10 protein-coding genes are annotated in these 15711 nt (G+C 62.7%); 2 read left to right on the top strand and 8 right to left on the bottom strand.

Annotated elements, in window-relative coordinates; genetic code table 11:
• Positions 1-2: 2 nt before the first annotated feature.
• The 7 genes from trxB to J3R75_RS08315 form a co-directional block, all read right to left on the bottom strand.
• On the bottom strand, positions 3-947 hold the full coding sequence (trxB, locus tag J3R75_RS08345; protein ID WP_307261072.1) for a thioredoxin-disulfide reductase: 945 nt from the start codon (positions 945-947) through the stop codon (positions 3-5).
• Positions 948-1016: 69 nt separating this feature from the next.
• Positions 1017-1640, bottom strand: coding sequence for a tyrosine-protein phosphatase (locus tag J3R75_RS08340; protein ID WP_307261071.1), 624 nt, complete (start codon positions 1638-1640; stop codon positions 1017-1019).
• A gap of 44 nt (positions 1641-1684) precedes the next feature.
• Positions 1685-4708, bottom strand: coding sequence for a fucose pyrophosphorylase domain-containing protein (locus J3R75_RS08335; RefSeq protein WP_307261070.1), 3024 nt, complete (start codon positions 4706-4708; stop codon positions 1685-1687).
• Positions 4709-4845: 137 nt separating this feature from the next.
• Positions 4846-5076, bottom strand: a complete 231-nt coding sequence (locus tag J3R75_RS08330; protein WP_307261069.1) for a NifU family protein — start codon at positions 5074-5076, stop codon at positions 4846-4848.
• Between the two features lie 89 nt (positions 5077-5165).
• Positions 5166-7895 (bottom strand): valine--tRNA ligase, encoded by a 2730-nt coding sequence (locus J3R75_RS08325; RefSeq protein WP_307261068.1) that lies wholly within the window; start codon positions 7893-7895, stop codon positions 5166-5168.
• Between the two features lie 1239 nt (positions 7896-9134).
• Positions 9135-10493 (bottom strand): tRNA uridine-5-carboxymethylaminomethyl(34) synthesis GTPase MnmE, encoded by a 1359-nt coding sequence (mnmE, locus tag J3R75_RS08320; RefSeq protein WP_307261067.1) that lies wholly within the window; start codon positions 10491-10493, stop codon positions 9135-9137.
• 53 nt (positions 10494-10546) lie between these two features.
• Positions 10547-12241, bottom strand: coding sequence for an ABC transporter permease (locus tag J3R75_RS08315; RefSeq protein WP_307261066.1), 1695 nt, complete (start codon positions 12239-12241; stop codon positions 10547-10549).
• Between the two features lie 456 nt (positions 12242-12697).
• Here J3R75_RS08315 and J3R75_RS08310 point away from each other — a divergent pair, with 456 nt between their 5' ends.
• Both J3R75_RS08310 and J3R75_RS08305 read left to right on the top strand, forming a co-directional pair.
• Positions 12698-13435: a metallophosphoesterase family protein gene (locus tag J3R75_RS08310; protein ID WP_307261065.1), complete on the top strand. Its 738-nt coding sequence runs from the start codon at positions 12698-12700 to the stop codon at positions 13433-13435.
• A 738-nt stretch (positions 13436-14173) separates the two neighbouring features.
• The gene (locus J3R75_RS08305) at positions 14174-14350 is read left to right on the top strand and encodes a hypothetical protein (protein WP_307261064.1); all 177 of its coding nucleotides are present in this window, start codon (positions 14174-14176) and stop codon (positions 14348-14350) included.
• A 3-nt stretch (positions 14351-14353) separates the two neighbouring features.
• Here J3R75_RS08305 and codB read toward each other — a convergent pair whose 3' ends face one another.
• Positions 14354-15637: a cytosine permease gene (codB, locus tag J3R75_RS08300; protein WP_307261063.1), complete on the bottom strand. Its 1284-nt coding sequence runs from the start codon at positions 15635-15637 to the stop codon at positions 14354-14356.
• Positions 15638-15711 lie beyond the last annotated feature (74 nt).

Here is a 15711-nt window from a genome sequence, read left to right as displayed (position 1 = left end):
GTTCATTTTTCTGCTTCCAGACGAAGACTAAGCCAGCGTTCGGCGTCAATAGCAGCCCGACAGCCCATGCCGGCGGCGGTTATGGCCTGGCGGTAATGAGCGTCCACACAATCACCGGCGGCGAAAACTCCCTCAACGGCGGTCGTACTGGACTGACCGGCATCAGGAAGGACAATATAGCCGTTATTTAACGACAATGCATCCGCAAAGACTTCCGTACTCGGCAAATGGCCGATGGCGACAAAAACGGCGGCGCAAGGCAACTCGCGGGTCGTGCCGCTGACGGTGTCCTTCAGCGTCACCGCTGTCACTTTCGCAGCTTTGGGGTCTGACACCGCAGCCACGACGCTGTTCCACTGCAGCGTGATCTTCGGGTGCTCCAGGACGCGCTTCTGCATGATCACCGACGCGCGCAGGGCGTCCCGCCGGTGGATGACGTGCACCTCGCTGGCAAAATGCGTCAGAAACAACGCCTCCTCCAGGGCCGAATCGCCACCGCCAACCACGACCACGGGCACCTTGCGGAAAAACGCACCATCGCAGGTCGCGCAGTAGGATATGCCGTGATTGCGCAGGGCGGCCTCTTCCGGCAGACCGAGTTCCCGCGGTCGCGAACCCGTGGCGATGATCACCGCCATGGCCTCGAGCGCCGATCCGTCGTCCAGGGTGAGGGTATGTGGCCCGCCCGGCTTGAAGGCGACCTTGCTGACCAAGCCCTGCTGCACTCGAGCGCCAAAACGCTCGGCCTGCTGCCGCATGCGTTCCATCAGCTCAAAGCCCTGCAGGGCTTCCGGAAAGCCCGGGAAATTCTCAATGTCGGTCGTCTGCGTCAGCAGCCCACCCGGCACACTGCCGGCAATAACCAGCGGTTTGAGCTCGGCCCGGGCGGCGTAAATTGCGGCCGTGTAGCCAGCCGGACCGGTGCCGATAATGACCAGTTTTTCCATCCCAAACGTCTCCCTTGTACTCACATGATACCATTCGCAGCCGTGGCGGCCTGCAGCAATGCCGGCGCTTCAGCGTTGCGCGTTCTCTTCTGAAGATAGCACCTGCCGGCGGATCTTGTCAAAGTCCATTTTCAATAATAATTCCGGAATATTGCGCCATAGTTCATGAAAACCGTAGCCGCCCTTGACCATTTCGTCGCGAGCTTCTTCCGGCGTCCAGTTGTCAAAGACCACGCGGTAGGCGGCGCAGACCAGGCCAGTGCGGTCGGCGCCATGGAGGCAGTGCACTAGGAATGGCCCTTCCTGCTGGCGGGCAATAATGCGGAGGGCGCGGATGACATCGTCTTCCGTCGCCGACCAGGGGCTGAAAGGCACGTAGTACACGCGCAGGAGGGTGTCCTGCGCTTCGTCAATGTTGTTGTGGAACTGCCGCAGGCAGACCACGCTGCGCACACCAAGCTGCTTTTCCAGATTTTTGAAACCCGCCGAGCTCGGCTGGGCTGAGCGATAGAGATGCTCATTGAGCCGATGCAGATTCGGCACGCCAGAAATTTCCACCGGCTTTGCCCAGGCTGCTCGGCGATCCACTGCCGGCGGCGCGGCGTCAATGCCATCGCCGTCAGTGCTGCGGCAGCCGTTATGGAGGATAACCAGGGCAATCAGACTGGCGCTGACAATGGCTTTGCGTATCATCTCGAACCTCTACTACGCTGAAAGTGAGCGGCTGAACCAGCCGACTAGCTGCGGGTCGTCTGCATGCCGGTGTTGGACAAGGCAAAATGGACAAAGTGCGCCAGTTTGTTCGGTGGATTGCCATTGAGCTCGGCGCGAATGCGGTTGGCGGCGTCTTCGGACTTCGCCATCAGCAGCAGATAGCCGCCGCCGCCGGCACCGAGGAGCTTCGCGCCGGCAAGGTGGTCACCGATGCGGTCGAGGATGGCGACGATCGCCGGCGGGTAGGTGGCGGCGTCAAGGACGCCGTTGAGCACGCCCGAGCGGTTGATGGTCTTGCCGAGGCCCTGCCAGTCACCGATCTGCACGGCCTGCGCGCCCTGCGTGGCCAGGTCGCCAATCTCTTGCAGGATGCCCAGCTGCTCGTGGTCGTTCAGGAACATGCGCCGGGCGACAGTGTGCAGTATGCCCTTGGCGACGCGGGTGATGCCCGTGTAGTACAGCATCATGTCGCGATTGGCATGTTCGGCAATCATGCGTTCCGGCAGCCAATTGATGGCCAGACGCTGCTCCAACCCCGGGCGGCTTTCCACCAGTTTAATGGACGGCAGCACGCCGCCAACCTGGTCCTGCCAGCCGCCGCCCGTGGTCAAGAGCTGCTCCAGCACCAGCGTGCGGAAAAGTAGTTCCTGGTGCTGCCAGCCGAGCCCGCAAGCGTCATTGAGCGCCCCGAGAATCGTCGCCGCCAGAATGCTGCTCGTGCCCAGGCCTGAGCCCTTCGGCACCGCCGACAGCATGGTCAGTTCCAAGCCGCCGCCCCACGCCTGTAGCTGCTCGCGCAGAGTCCGCGCCGGCGACACGTTGAACTCGGGCAGAAATCCGCAGAGGGCCAGCGCGGCCTTGGGAATGGCAAATGAACCGCCGACCTGCGTGAACTGCCGCAGCTCGGCGTAGTCTTGCAGCCGCAGCTCGCCACCGAGATCAATGGACCGCAGTACAATCTCGGGCGTTTCCGACCGACGGATGAAGCACTGCAGCGGCGGCTGGCCGTTGAGTTCGACGGCGAGATTGAGGACGCGACCGCCGTGGAAGAGGCACTGCGGCGGGGTGTCCGTCCAGCCGCCGGCAAGATCCAGGCGCACTGGGCTGCGCGCCCACAGTATCTGCTCGTCATTGAGGGTGCTGTGAGGGTTGACCGGCGCAGCACTGGCCTGGGCGATCATCGCCTCTCGTAGAATGCTCATGGCCCGTGCGCGTTCGCGATCGGCATCGTCATGGCGACCCTGACAGAAGATCATCTCCGCGCGGAACATCGCATCGCGAGCCGGCCACAGCGGATCCTGGCCATTTTCGCCAGCACCATTTTCCGCCACCGGCGCCGCAATGCCCAGCCCCGCAGCCAGCTTCGCCGTCCGTTGGAGGTCGAGCTGATAAAAGAAACCGCGCTTGCGCGACGCCAACAACGGGGCAAAATTGGCCTTGAGGAAAAAACGCCGCTGGGCTTTGAGGCGTTTGAGATTCGCCTGCGCTGCCAAATCGCTGGCGGAAAGACGTGGGCAACACCGGTAGAAGGCGGCAAAGTCAGCGCCAATGACCGCGTCCGCGCTGCGCACACAGGCCTCACCGCCGGCCGCGCCAGCCAGTTCCGCCGGGGTATTCAGTGCTGGCCGCTGACTACTGGCGGCGGCCGTTGCGCCGCGAACGGACATCGCCGCGCCGTGAATGCTGCAGAGCCATTGCAGGAAATGGCCGGTATCCGCCGTGATGGCGTCGACCATGGGGAAAAGCGCGGCCTGCTGGATATCCTGGGCGGGATCAAGGTCGCAGTCGGCGATGCTCAGTCCCCTGTCCTGGAACCACTGTCCAGCGCTTTGGCCGAGCCAGCGCGTGCCGTGATCGCCAAGTGCGCCACGAAAGGCGTCATCCATGCCGTAGAAGCGCAAGCAGTACTGGTGGTCGCCGACGGGCACCACGTCAAGACAGACGCCGGCCGGCAGAGTAAGCTGCCAGTCATTGACGGGTACGCCAGTGATCACGTGGTCGCTGGCCAGCTGCCAGCCGACTGGAACGTGGCTGTTCTCAATCCATATCGAGTGGTTGTCGCCGTGCAACGCCCCGCCAATGACGGCATTCTGCGTGATGATGCCCGGATGCCGCGGGAAGTGGCCCGCATTCTGGCTCTGTTCAATGCGGCTGTTCTGGATGGCCACGGTGGTCTGTACCAGCTCACGGGACGTTCCGAAGTGGTTGAAGGCGCCAGGTGCCAGCGGCAACACCACGCAGCGAAAATCCGCCAGCGCCGCATCGGGCCGGCTAGGCGTCGTGCCCATGGCCTCGCCCCAGCTGCCGTAGAGCGAATAGGAGCGCGGACCGTCAGGAAAGCCGCCCTGCGCCTCGTCCCAGCCGCATTTGCGCATCAGCGCCATGACCGCGCGCCGGCTGAAGAGCCACAGCCCAGTGTCCAACAGGAAATTGTGCTTTTCGACCAATTCGCAGACGGTCTCCCGCGAGGGCTTTTGGAGGGCGAAGGCGAGCTGTTCCTGCTCGTCACGCCGGCAGAAGAAGACACCGTGGCGGCTGGCCTGCTCGGGCGTGCTCCAGACGCCGAGGCAGGCCACATCACAGGGCGGCACCGCCGGAATCGCGCCGCGCAGCAGCACGTCGCCGCTGGCGACAGCCAGAACGATGTCCTCGGGGGCGTCCCGGAGGACGCCGCGCATAAAAGGCAGCTGCAGCTCCAGCAGGGTCTGTTCCAGATGCTGGCCGTGGCTCCAGCGCCAGACCGGCATGGGCACCAGGGCCTTGCCACTGGCCGCGTAGGCGGGTGTGCGCCGGCTCTCGCCACCGGCGTGTATCAGCACTTTCCGGGACTGCGACAGCCAATCGCCAAAACTCAGGTCAGCGGCATCCTGCCGTTGGCGCTGCCAGGCCTGATGCAGAAGCCACGCCGTGCCACCGCCGGAATCCAAGTGCGACCCAACGGGATCGCTGCAGGCGTACCACGCCGGAAACGGCCGCTGCTCGCGCTCAGCATAATCACTGGCGCTGCAGGGCGGCAAAGACAAGAGAATCTGAAACTGGTCGGCCATGACACTCTCCAAAAAGCAGCAACGACAGAAATAAAACAACCCACCCCGGCAAAACGCGCTGACGCCAGAGATAAAACAAGCGGGAACAGAACCACCGGTTCCGTTCCCGCTTACTATACTCGGATTTTTCGTCGCCGTTAGGCGTTTTCGGCTACGCGATGAACAACGATTTCGGGATCAAGCTGCTCGCGCAGAATGCGCTCAATGCCGCTCTTGAGAGTCATCTGGGCGTGGGGGCAGCAGCCACAAGCGCCTTTGAGCTTCAGGAAGACGTTCTTGCCTTCAATCTTCACCAGCTCCATGTCGCCACCGTCATTCTGCAGGTGCACGCGCAACTCTTCCAACAAGGCTTTGATTTTGTCATCCATGATCTATCTCCTAGTTAGGTGGATTGGGGAGGCTATTGGTTTATACGTGGCTTAATTCTGATATGACAACGATTCGCAACTGCCAACGGCTAGTTGCTTTGAGCGCCAAAACTGGCCAGTTGTTGCCGCACCCGGGAAAGTTTCTCGTCGAATTCGACAATGCGGGCGCGCTCCTTGTCCACGACATCTTGTGGCGCGCGGGCGACAAAGTTGGCGTTGTCGAGTTTTTTGCGGACGCTGGCGAGGTAGGCGACCAGCTCGGCCTCCTGTTTGCGCAGGCGTTCGCATTCGGCAGCCAGATCGACCACGCCAGCGAGGGGTATGTACGCCGTGCCCATGCCGCTGACGGCGACGCCGCAGGGGCCGTCCGCCTGGTACTCGGCGAGGATCTGTACGGATGAGGCGACCAGCAGCGACCGCAGGGTCTCTTCGTCGCGCCGCAGGTACGCGAGGTCTTCGGCGCTGGCTGGCACGAGGATCACGTCGAGCGCCCGGGTGCTGGGGATGACGTAGTTGGCACGCACGGTGCGCACGGCGCGGATGAGCTCGAATTTGGCGTCGCTGCGGCGCATGGCTTCGTCATCGGCACCGAGCTCGGCCAGTTCGGCGGGGCTCAGTGACTCGGGCCACTGCGTGAGCATGATGGAGCTGTCGTCGCCGATGAAGCCCATCTGGTGATACAGCTCGTCAGTCACGAAGGGCATGATGGGATGCAGCAGACGCAGGAAGGTCCCCAGGCAGTAGTCGAAAACACGCAGAACCGTCGCCTGCCGCGCCGCGTCCTGACCATTAAAGACCGGCTTGCAGGACTCGAGATACCAATCGCAGAACTCACTCCAGATGAACTCGTACAGCATCTTGCAGCTGTCATTGAAGCGGAAACCGGCCAGGCCATCGGTAATGGACTGCACGGTATTGTTGAGGCGCGCGATGATCCACTGGTCGTCCGGCCGCAGATCGGCGGCGCTCAGGCCCTTGAGGTCCTGCCAATTCGCGCTGCCCGGGCCCTGGCGCAGGCGAAAGCGCACCACGTTCCAAATCTTGTTGGCGAAATTGCGGCCGATCTCGCACTTGTCATTGCTGTAGCGGATGTCCTGCCCCACCGGCGCGATGTAGATGATGCTGAAGCGCAGCGCGTCCGCGCCATATTGCGCAACCACTTCCAGCGGGTCCGGCGAGTTGTTGAGACTCTTGGACATCTTCCGGCCCTTCTCATCACGGATGATCGACGTGAAATAGACGTCTTTAAAGGGTATGTCGCCCATGAATTCGAGGGACGCCATAATCATGCGGGCAACCCAGAAAAAGATGATGTCCGGGCCCGTGACCAGGCTCTGCGTGGGGAAGAAGCGCTTGAGCTCCTCGCTGCCGCGCGGCCAGTCGAGGGTGGAGAAAGGCCAGAGCCAGGAGCTGAACCAGGTGTCGAGCACATCCGGGTCCTGCGTCAGGGCCTTGCCGCCGCAGTCGGAACAGCAGTCCGGGCGGGTGCGGGCGACCACGAGCTTGCCGCATTTGTCGCAGGTGTACGCAGGAATGCGGTGACCCCACCAGAGCTGGCGGCTGATGCACCAGTCCTTGATGTTCTCCATCCAGTGCCGGTAGGTCTTCACCCAGCGGTCGGGATAGAAGCGGATGCGGCCGTCGTTCACCGCCGCCAGCGCGGGCTCGGCCAGCGGCTGCATGCTCACAAACCACTGCTCGGATAGCCGCGGCTCCACGGGCACGTCGCCACGCTCAGAGTAGCCGACCTGATGCGTGTAGTCGTCAATGCGCTCCAGGCAGCCGAGCTCTTCCATACGCGCTACCACGGCCTTGCGGCACGCATAGCGGTCCATGCCGCTGAACTCGGCGCCGGCGAGGTCGTTCATGCTGCCATCGTCGTGCATGATGTTGATGAAGGCCAAGTCGTGACGGCGGCCCATCTCGTAGTCGTTCGGGTCGTGCGCAGGCGTCACTTTCACCGCGCCAGTGCCGAAAGCCGGGTCGACAAAATCGTCCGCAATCACCGGTATTTCCCGGCCAACAATGGGCAATAGCAGCGTCTTGCCGATCTTGCCGCTGTAACGTGGGTCCTTGGGGTTCACGGCCACGGCCGTGTCACCCATCATCGTCTCGGGACGAGTCGTCGCCACGACGACATAGCCGGAGCCATCCGCATAGGGATAGCGGAAGTGCCAAAGGTGCCCACGCTCTTCCTTGTAGGTCACTTCTTCGTCCGACAACGCCGTGCGCGATTTCGGGCACCAGTTGATGATGCGGTTGCCCTTGTAGATCAGCCCTTTTTCGTACAGGCGGATGAACACTTCCTGCACGGCATCGGAAAGCCCGTCGTCCATGGTGAAACGCTCGCGCTCCCAGTCGCAGGCGCAGCCAATAGTACGCAGCTGACGAATGATCGTGCCGCCGTATTTCTCTTTCCACGCCCACACGTGCTCGAGAAATTTCTCCCGCCCGAGATCGTAACGGGTGAGATTCTGCTCTTTTTTTAGCGCGGCTTCAACCTTGGTCTGGGTAGCAATGCCGGCGTGATCCGTGCCCGGCACCCAACAGACTTCGCGCCCACGCAGTTTCTCAAAGCGAATGAGGATATCCTGCAGGGTGTTGTTCAGAACGTGCCCCAGCGTCAAAATGCCCGTGACATTGGGCGGCGGAATGACGATGGTATAGGGCTTCTTCGGCGACACCGGATCAGCGTGAAAATATCCGCGCTCTTCCCACAACGAATACCACTTCTTCTCCACTTCCGCGGGATCATAGGCTTTGGCTAACGCCTGCTCCGCGGGTTCATCGGCCTTGGCTAACGCCTGCTCGTCACTCATCGTGCTCTCCTGAAACATGCTCTCGTAGCTGATAAGCCCACCAAGGGGCATTAAGGCGAAAAACTAATAAATGTAATGCCGGAAAAACCCGAAAGCCAATGACGACAAGAACCGACCCGGCAGAGCAAATAATGCGCACCCGTTGGTATCAGCCGGTCCCAGAGAACGCCTGGGACCGGGCCGTCTCGGCGGCATTCATCCTGGGACCGCCGCCGTCTCGGCGGCGCTTCCAGTAGCGCGCCCTTCTCGCGGCCGTGGTGCGGGCTTTTAGCCCGCGCCGTCGCCAGAGACCAGCAGGCGGAGCCTAGCGTGCCACCGGTATCCCTGGCCGCGAAGCGGCAGAAGCGCCCTGGAGGGGCGCTGTCATCGTAGCCCAGGGCAAGCGACGCCGAAGGCGGCGCGCCGCCGATATCCCTGCCCGCGAAGCGGCAGAAGCGCCCTGGAGGGGCGCTGTCATCGTAGCCCAGGGCAAGCGACGCCGAAGGCGGCGCGCCGCCCTGGGTAACGCGCTTTTTTCGCTCGTGTTCCTCGGCCCCTTTGGGCCCAGTCGGCGCAGCTGACTGGGCCCAAAGGGGCAATGGAACCCACTTGCCCTATATGCCCCGGCGTCCCGTCACGCCTCCCCATCGCCGCCATCGCCGCCATCGCCCCCCCCGCGCGCGTTATTTCCCGATGCAGAAGCCCGCGAAGCGGCAGAAGCGCCCTGGAAGGGCGCTGTCATCGTAGCCCAGGGCAAGCGCCGCCGATATCCCTGCCCGCGAAGCGGCAGAAGCGCCCTGGAGGGGCGCTGTCATCGTAGCCCAGGGCAAGCGACGCCGAAGGCGGCGCGCCGCCCTGGGTAACGCGCCTTTTTTCGCTCGTGTTCCTCGGCCCCTTTGGGCCCAGTCGGCGCAGCTGACTGGGCCCAAAGGGGCAATGGAACCCACTTGCCCAATATGCCCCGGCGTCCCGTCACGCCTCCCCATCGCCGCCGCCCCCTCGCGCGCGTCATTTCCCGATGCAGAAGCCCGCGAAGCGGCAGAAGCGCCCTGGAGGGGCGCTGTCATCGTAGCCCAGGGCAAGCGACGCCGAAGGCGGCGCGCCGCCCTGGGTAACGCGCCTTTTTTCGCTCGTGTTCCTCGGCCCCTTTGGGCCCAGTCGGCGCAGCTGACTGGGCCCAAAGGGGCAATGGAACCCACTTGCCCTATATGCCCCGGCGTCCCGTCACGCCTCCCCATCGCCGCCGCCCCCGCCCACGCGTCATTTCCCGATGCAGAAGCGCGCGAAGATCGTATCGAGCACATCGGGATCCACGCTGCGACCGAGGATCTTCCCGAGGTCGAAGATGGCGCTACGCAATGCCGGCGCGGCCAGCTCCCAGAGATCGCTGCCGATGGCCTGCCGCGCATCGTCCAACGCCGCGACGGCGCGTTCGAGGTGCGCGCCATGGCGGGCGGCGACGGCCAGCGCGTTATCCGCCGGGCCTTGCGGCTGCTGCCACACCGCGCGTTCGATGGCGTCGTACAGCGCCGGCAGGCCCGTGCCGAAGAGGGCGCTGACGCGCACCGCGTCCGCCGGTGCCCCCGCGCGGCCGCCCTGCTCCGCTGCGGGCACCTTATCGCACTTATTGGCGACGACGATGAGTTTGCCGGCGACGGGCCATTCCGGCCAACGCTGTGGAGCGTATGGCTGGCTGGCGTCATAGACCCACAGGATAAGATCGGCGCTGAGGGCATTGTTTTCGGCGCGTGCCATGCCGGCGCGCTCAATGGAGTCGCCGCCAGCGCGGATGCCAGCGGTGTCCACCAGGTGAATGGGTATGCCGCGGATTGTGGACGGGACCTCGATGGTGTCGCGCGTCGTTCCGGGTATCTCCGCCACAATGGCGCGGTCGCGGCCGAGGATCACATTGAGCAGGCTCGACTTGCCCACATTCGGCGGGCCGGCAATAACCAGGCTGATGCCGCCGCGCAATATCTCGCCGTCATGACGCGACGCGGCCAACGCGCGCAGGTCGTCCTGCGCTGCCTGCAGCGCCGCCAGCAGCGAGGACGTGCTCTGCCAGTCGAGCTCCTCCTCCGGAAAATCCAGTCGCGATTCGATTTCAGCGAGGATGTCCGTCAGGCTCTCGTAGCTGTGGTTGATACGGCGGCCGAGGACGCCTTCGAGCTGCCGACCGGCCAGGCGCAGCGCGCTTTCGCTGCCAGCGCTGATAATGTCGGCCACGGCCTCGGCCTGGGTCAGGTCCAAACGGCCATTGACGAAAGCGCGGCGGGTGAATTCGCCCGGGTCGGCATGCCGCGCGCCCTGCCGGAGCAGCTCTTCGAGTGCCAGGCGCGTGCAGAGGGCGCCGCCATGACAATGCAGTTCGACAACGTCTTCGCCCGTGTAGCTATGCGGCCCCGGCATGACCACGGCCAGGCACTGCGGGTCGATGACGCCGCCATCCGGCCGGCGCAGGCTACCCAGCGTCAGCTGTCGCGCTGGCAAAGCCGGCAGCGCCGCGCGGCCATGCCAAACCCGCTCGGCAACCGCGATGGCGGCCGGTCCGGAAAGTCTGATGATGCTGACGGCGCCGCCAATGGCGGTCGCGATGGCACAAATGGTATCACTGGTCATCAATGTCTCCAAGCAGTCAATGCTCACGGCCGCACAGCGCCGCCCCCCGGCGCTTACACCCGGAACAGCGCGCCGAGTTTCTTGCCGAGGATGCAGGACGCCGTGAGCAGCGACGCGCCGAGGAACACCATGGTCCACAAGCCCAATGCCGACGCGAGCGCCTGGCCCTGCCCCAGCAGATTCGACAGCTCGAAGATGGCCTTGGTGATCGGGAAATACGCGGCCTTCTGCGCCAAAATCAGCGAATCGGACACTTCCAGCATGGAGAAGCTGAAGGCGAGAATGCCACCGGCAATCAAGTTCGCGGCAATCAACGGCATAGTAATGCGCCGGAAAGCCGTCACTGGCGCCGCCCCGAGGCTGGCGGCAGCCTCTTCATAGCTCACCGAGGTCTGCTGCAGGCCCGCCACCGCCGCCCGCACGACATAGGGCAGCCGCCGCACGGCGTAGGCAATCACCAGCAACACGGTGGGATTTTCAACGGGGTCAAAACAGTGAAACAGCCGGCCCTTCTGCGACATCGCTAGGTACCCGAAGGCCAAAACCAGCCCAGGCACCGCCAGCGGCAGCATGACCAGGCTGTCCAGCAGCCAGCCAATCCGCCCTTTGCCACGCACAATGCACACGGCCGCAAACACGCCAATGATCATGGCGGCCGTGACCGCCATCAGCGCATAGCGCATGCTGTTAATGATACTCGGAACCGTCAGGCCATGGCCCAGTGCGGCCTCGAAATGCTCCAGACTCAGCTGCAAGGGCCCCAAGCTGTGGTACCAGCTCTTGCCGAAGGCCAGGCCCATTACCCCCAGATGCGGCAGCACACTAAACAGGCCCAGGCCCGCAAACACCCCAATCACCAGCACTTCGCGTATCCCCCGCAGGTGCGTCTGGCCGGCTGCGCGGCCGGCTTTGGTGATCATCGCGTAACTCTGCCGGCCAAAGAAGAATTTGGCGCCAGCGTACATCGCCACCGAGAAGGTCATCATCACCGCCACCAGCGCGTAGGGCATGGGATTGTAGCCCACTTCGTTGATGCCGGAAAATATCTGCACGGCCGTGCAACGCCCGTAATTAAACATCAACGGCGTGCCCAACTCAGTGAAAGACCAAATGAACACCAGCGACCCGCCCGCAAAAACGCCAGGCATCACCAGCGGCAAGACAATGCGCCAGAAACGCCGAAAGCCCACGCAGCCGTAGTCCTGCGAGGCCTCCAACAACATCGGATCGACATTCGCAAAGGCCGCCACGATATTCAGATACAAGATCGGATAGAGATGCAACGCCTCCAGTATCACCACGCCCCAGAAACCGCCCGCAAACCAATCCGGGCCTTCGCCCATGGCGAAAAAGCCCAGCCGCGCGAACAGCACATTCGCCGCGCCATAACGCCCAAAAATACACTGCATGCCCAGCGCGCCGACAAATGGCGCCAGTATCAACGGCAACAACAACGCGCCGCTCAACAACCGCTTGCCGCGAAATTCATAGCGGTCCGTCAGCCACGCTAATGGCAACGCCAGCAACAGCGACAAGATGGTCGTGCAGCAGGCAATCCGTAGCGAATTGACCAAGCCCTCCAAATACAGCGGATTGCGAAAAACCTCCGCCAGATAAAATGCCGTCAGCCGCCCGTTGCTGTTAACGACGCCGCCGCGCAACACGTGAAACACCGGCAGAAAAAAGAACAGGACAAAAAATGCCACTACGAGCAGCAACAGTCCCTGCGATAATAACTTGCGATACATGGTCGGTTTGACCCCCAGTTGTTGCCACCCACGCCACAGCGACACGAAGCGACCAGCAGGGCACGCTGAAAAATATCACCCTGCGTATTTCTTTTGCGCAAAAAAGCGTTAATATAGCATGGTCAACAACGACCGGCCCCCGGCATGCAACCCGCCGCCGCATGAACAGTAATCGGTCACCCGTTGATATTCGCGCTTTCAGCGCTTCTGCCGCTTCGCAGCAATACAATATCAGATAGGCCAAGTTCGGCCCGGAGGGCCGCACCATGCATAGCCCCGGGTGAGGCGCCCGGAGGGCGCCGCAACCCGGGGTATGATAGCAAGTTAGAATTGCGCCCGGAGGGCGCCACATTGGCGATGCACGTCGCGTCCCACCGCGCCAGCGCGAGGCATGTCGTGCATCTAATATCAATCGCTGACCGATTACATGAACGCCCGCACGGAACACCACCGATTATGACAAAACTTGGTTTTATCAGCGACATCCACAGCAATATTGACGCGCTGCAGGCTGTCTTAGCGGCACTCGACAAGGACGGCTGCGAACTCATTCTCTGCCTCGGGGACATCGTCGGCTATGGTGGTGCGCCAGAACCATGCGTCAATCTCATCCGTGAACGCGAGATCCCCTGCGTGCTGGGCAATCACGACGAATATGTCACGCTGCTCATGGACCCCCGCGTCGAACGCCTGCGCGCCGATGTCCGCCAGTCCATCGAATGGACTCAGGCGCAACTCTCCATGGACAACCTCAAATGGCTGTCAAAGCTCACCAACCATATCGACGCCGAAATCTTCAGTCTCTGCCACGGCGCCTTCGGCCCAAATCCATGGGCCTACTGCATGGACGAACGAACCTTCAAACGCAATTTCGAATTCCAACCGTGCCAACTCGGCTTCTGCGGCCATAGCCATGCGCCGCTCATCGCCGTCGAACTACCCGACCATGAACTGCCCATGGTCGATTACATCAGGCACTGCAAGGTGCCCGATGACAGCAAGGTCATGATCAATATCGGCTCCGTCGGCCAACCACGCGATAGCGACCCCCGCGCTAGCTCGGTCACCTACGACACCGACACCCGCGAATTACACCTCCTCCGCGTGGAATACAATATCGAAGCCGCGCAGGAAAAAATCCGCGCCGCCGGCCTCGCCGAAAAATTCGCCTCGCGACTCGCCGTCGGTAAATAATTCTATCCGCAGATTGCGCCGATTACCGCCGATTAGGTTTTTCCCTCCTGGTTCATCCGCATTCTTCTGCGTGTCAATCTACAGCCAGAGCGTCCCCAAAGTCCAAGCGGTCCCCAATCAGTCCAAGGCGTCGGGAGTCATTCCCCACGGTCCAATTCGTCCCCACGGTCCAATCCATGGGACCATGCCTCATGAGTCACTGAGTCCTCGCCCCAGCAACGCAGCAAAAAAAGCCGCCGGGACGGCGGCGCTCCCAGGTTTTTGCCGCCGGGACGGCGGCGCGCCCAGGAGTCCAACCAGTCCCCAATCAGAAGCGCCGAAGCCTACAGTTCCCTCGCCGCGAAGCGGCAGAAGCGCTGAAGCCTACAGTTCCCTCGCGAAGCGGCAGAAGCGCTAAAGCCTACAGTTCCCTCGCCGCGAAGCGGCAGAAGCGCTGAAAGCGCGAAACATACCAGCCCAGGGCAAGCGACGCCGAAGGCGGAGCGCCGCCCTGGGTACAACGGCGACTACGCTCGTGTTCCTCGGCCTCTTCGGCCCCAGTCGGCGCAGCTGACTGGGGCCAAAGAGGCAATGGAACTATGTGTCTTCCCTTTGCTGTATCTAAGCGCCCTGCACGGTGTTTTTTTAGGTCGCCCCGACAGGGCTCCTATCGGATAGGACTCTTACCCAGGGCGACGCGCCCTGGGCTGTCTTAGGCCGCGCCTTTGGCGCTCAAAACCTCGGCGAATGATCTTGTGCATGGTTACCAATCAACTCAGCGCCGGCGATTGCCGCATGCTATGTGAAGAGCATTGCTCCTATGAAATCCGCTGCCTGGTTAGCCACCCATGTGTAATAGCTGGGCGGCGACTGGCCGTGGGTTTCCTGCAAATTGTCCCCGGTGTTTTCCCCACCAGGGTGGTTACTGACCGATAACCTTCACCGGTGGTTTTTGCGGATGTCCATCAGCGCGTAACTGATGGCGGCGGCGGCCATGCCGTTGAGTGCCGCGATGCCCCAGGGCATGAAGGCGCAGGCCGCCCCCAGTGCCCAGGCCACGCAGGCGCGGCTCTGCACCCGCGTCCCGCCTGGATTCGCGCCGGCGGCAACGACGCCCTCGGCCCCGCCCGCCGCCGCCCCGCTTCTTTGCCCGCGCGCGGCGATGATGTACTCGGTGATGATAATCGCGCCGATGGGCGGAATGACCGTGTTCAGAAAAATCAGATAGCGCACAAAATGGGTGTTCAGCCACAGCGACAGCAGGGTCCCGCAAAGGCCGTTGAACAACACCAGGTAGCGCTTGGGCTGCCCCGTAAGCGTCGCCAGGCAGAGCCCGGACGTGTAGAGGGCGTTGTCGTTCGTCGTCCAGATGTTCAAACCCAGCACCAGCAGTCCGGGCAGCAACAGGCCCTGCATGACCAACACGTTGGAAATGTCGTTGCTCTGGTAGAACATGCCACCGACAGCGCCAAACAAAAACATCAGCGAATTGCCGAGAAAGAACGCCACCAGCGTGCAGACCGCCGCGCTCGGGCCATTTTTGGCAAAACGCACGAAGTCGGGCGTGCAGGTCCCCCCGGAAATAAACGACCCGATGGTGATCGCCACTGCGCTGGCCATGGGCAGCGCCGCGTCTGCCGCCGGCGCATACGACCACAGCATCGCCCACGCGGCGTCGTGGGTGCCGCCAGTGATCGCCAGCGATATCACCCCGAAAATGGCTATCGCCGGCACGGCCACGACGCTGACGATGGTCAGGGCCTTGATGCCCCAATACGCACTCGAACTCATGACCAGGCCCGACAAGCCAATCACCAGCCAGATGTTGATCTCCAGGCCGTGGCTGGCCAGCAGCGTCGTGAAGGTCTGCGAAAACATCGCGATGCCCACGCCAAACCAGCCGACCTGCGTTACCACCAGCAACAACGTCGGCAACACACTGGCGCCAGCCCCAAAGGACCGCCGCATCAGCAGCGAGGTCGATAGGCCGCTGCGCCCCGCGATATAGCCCAACCCGCCCGTGTACGCACCCAAAATGGCATTGCCAATGGCAATGACCAGGAGAAACCGCGCAAAGTCCAGCCCCGCCCCCAGTGTCGCGCCGGCCCACATGCTCGCGGAAAAAAATGTGAAGCCGAGCATCACCACCAGCATCGCCAAAGCGCCCCGCCGACCCGCCACCGGCACCGCGCAATCCTCGTAGTCACTGTGCGCATTCGCCATACACCACCCCATCTCGCCGCAGAGATCAGCCACCGTCTTGGTCTAGCCATTGATCGCTTTTTCTATCCGCAGAT

Source organism: Oligosphaera ethanolica (genome assembly GCF_030814695.1).
In the GTDB taxonomy this organism is placed as follows: Bacteria; Verrucomicrobiota; Lentisphaeria; order Oligosphaerales; family Oligosphaeraceae; genus Oligosphaera; species Oligosphaera ethanolica.
This window is presented reverse-complemented; position numbering and strand designations above follow the sequence as displayed.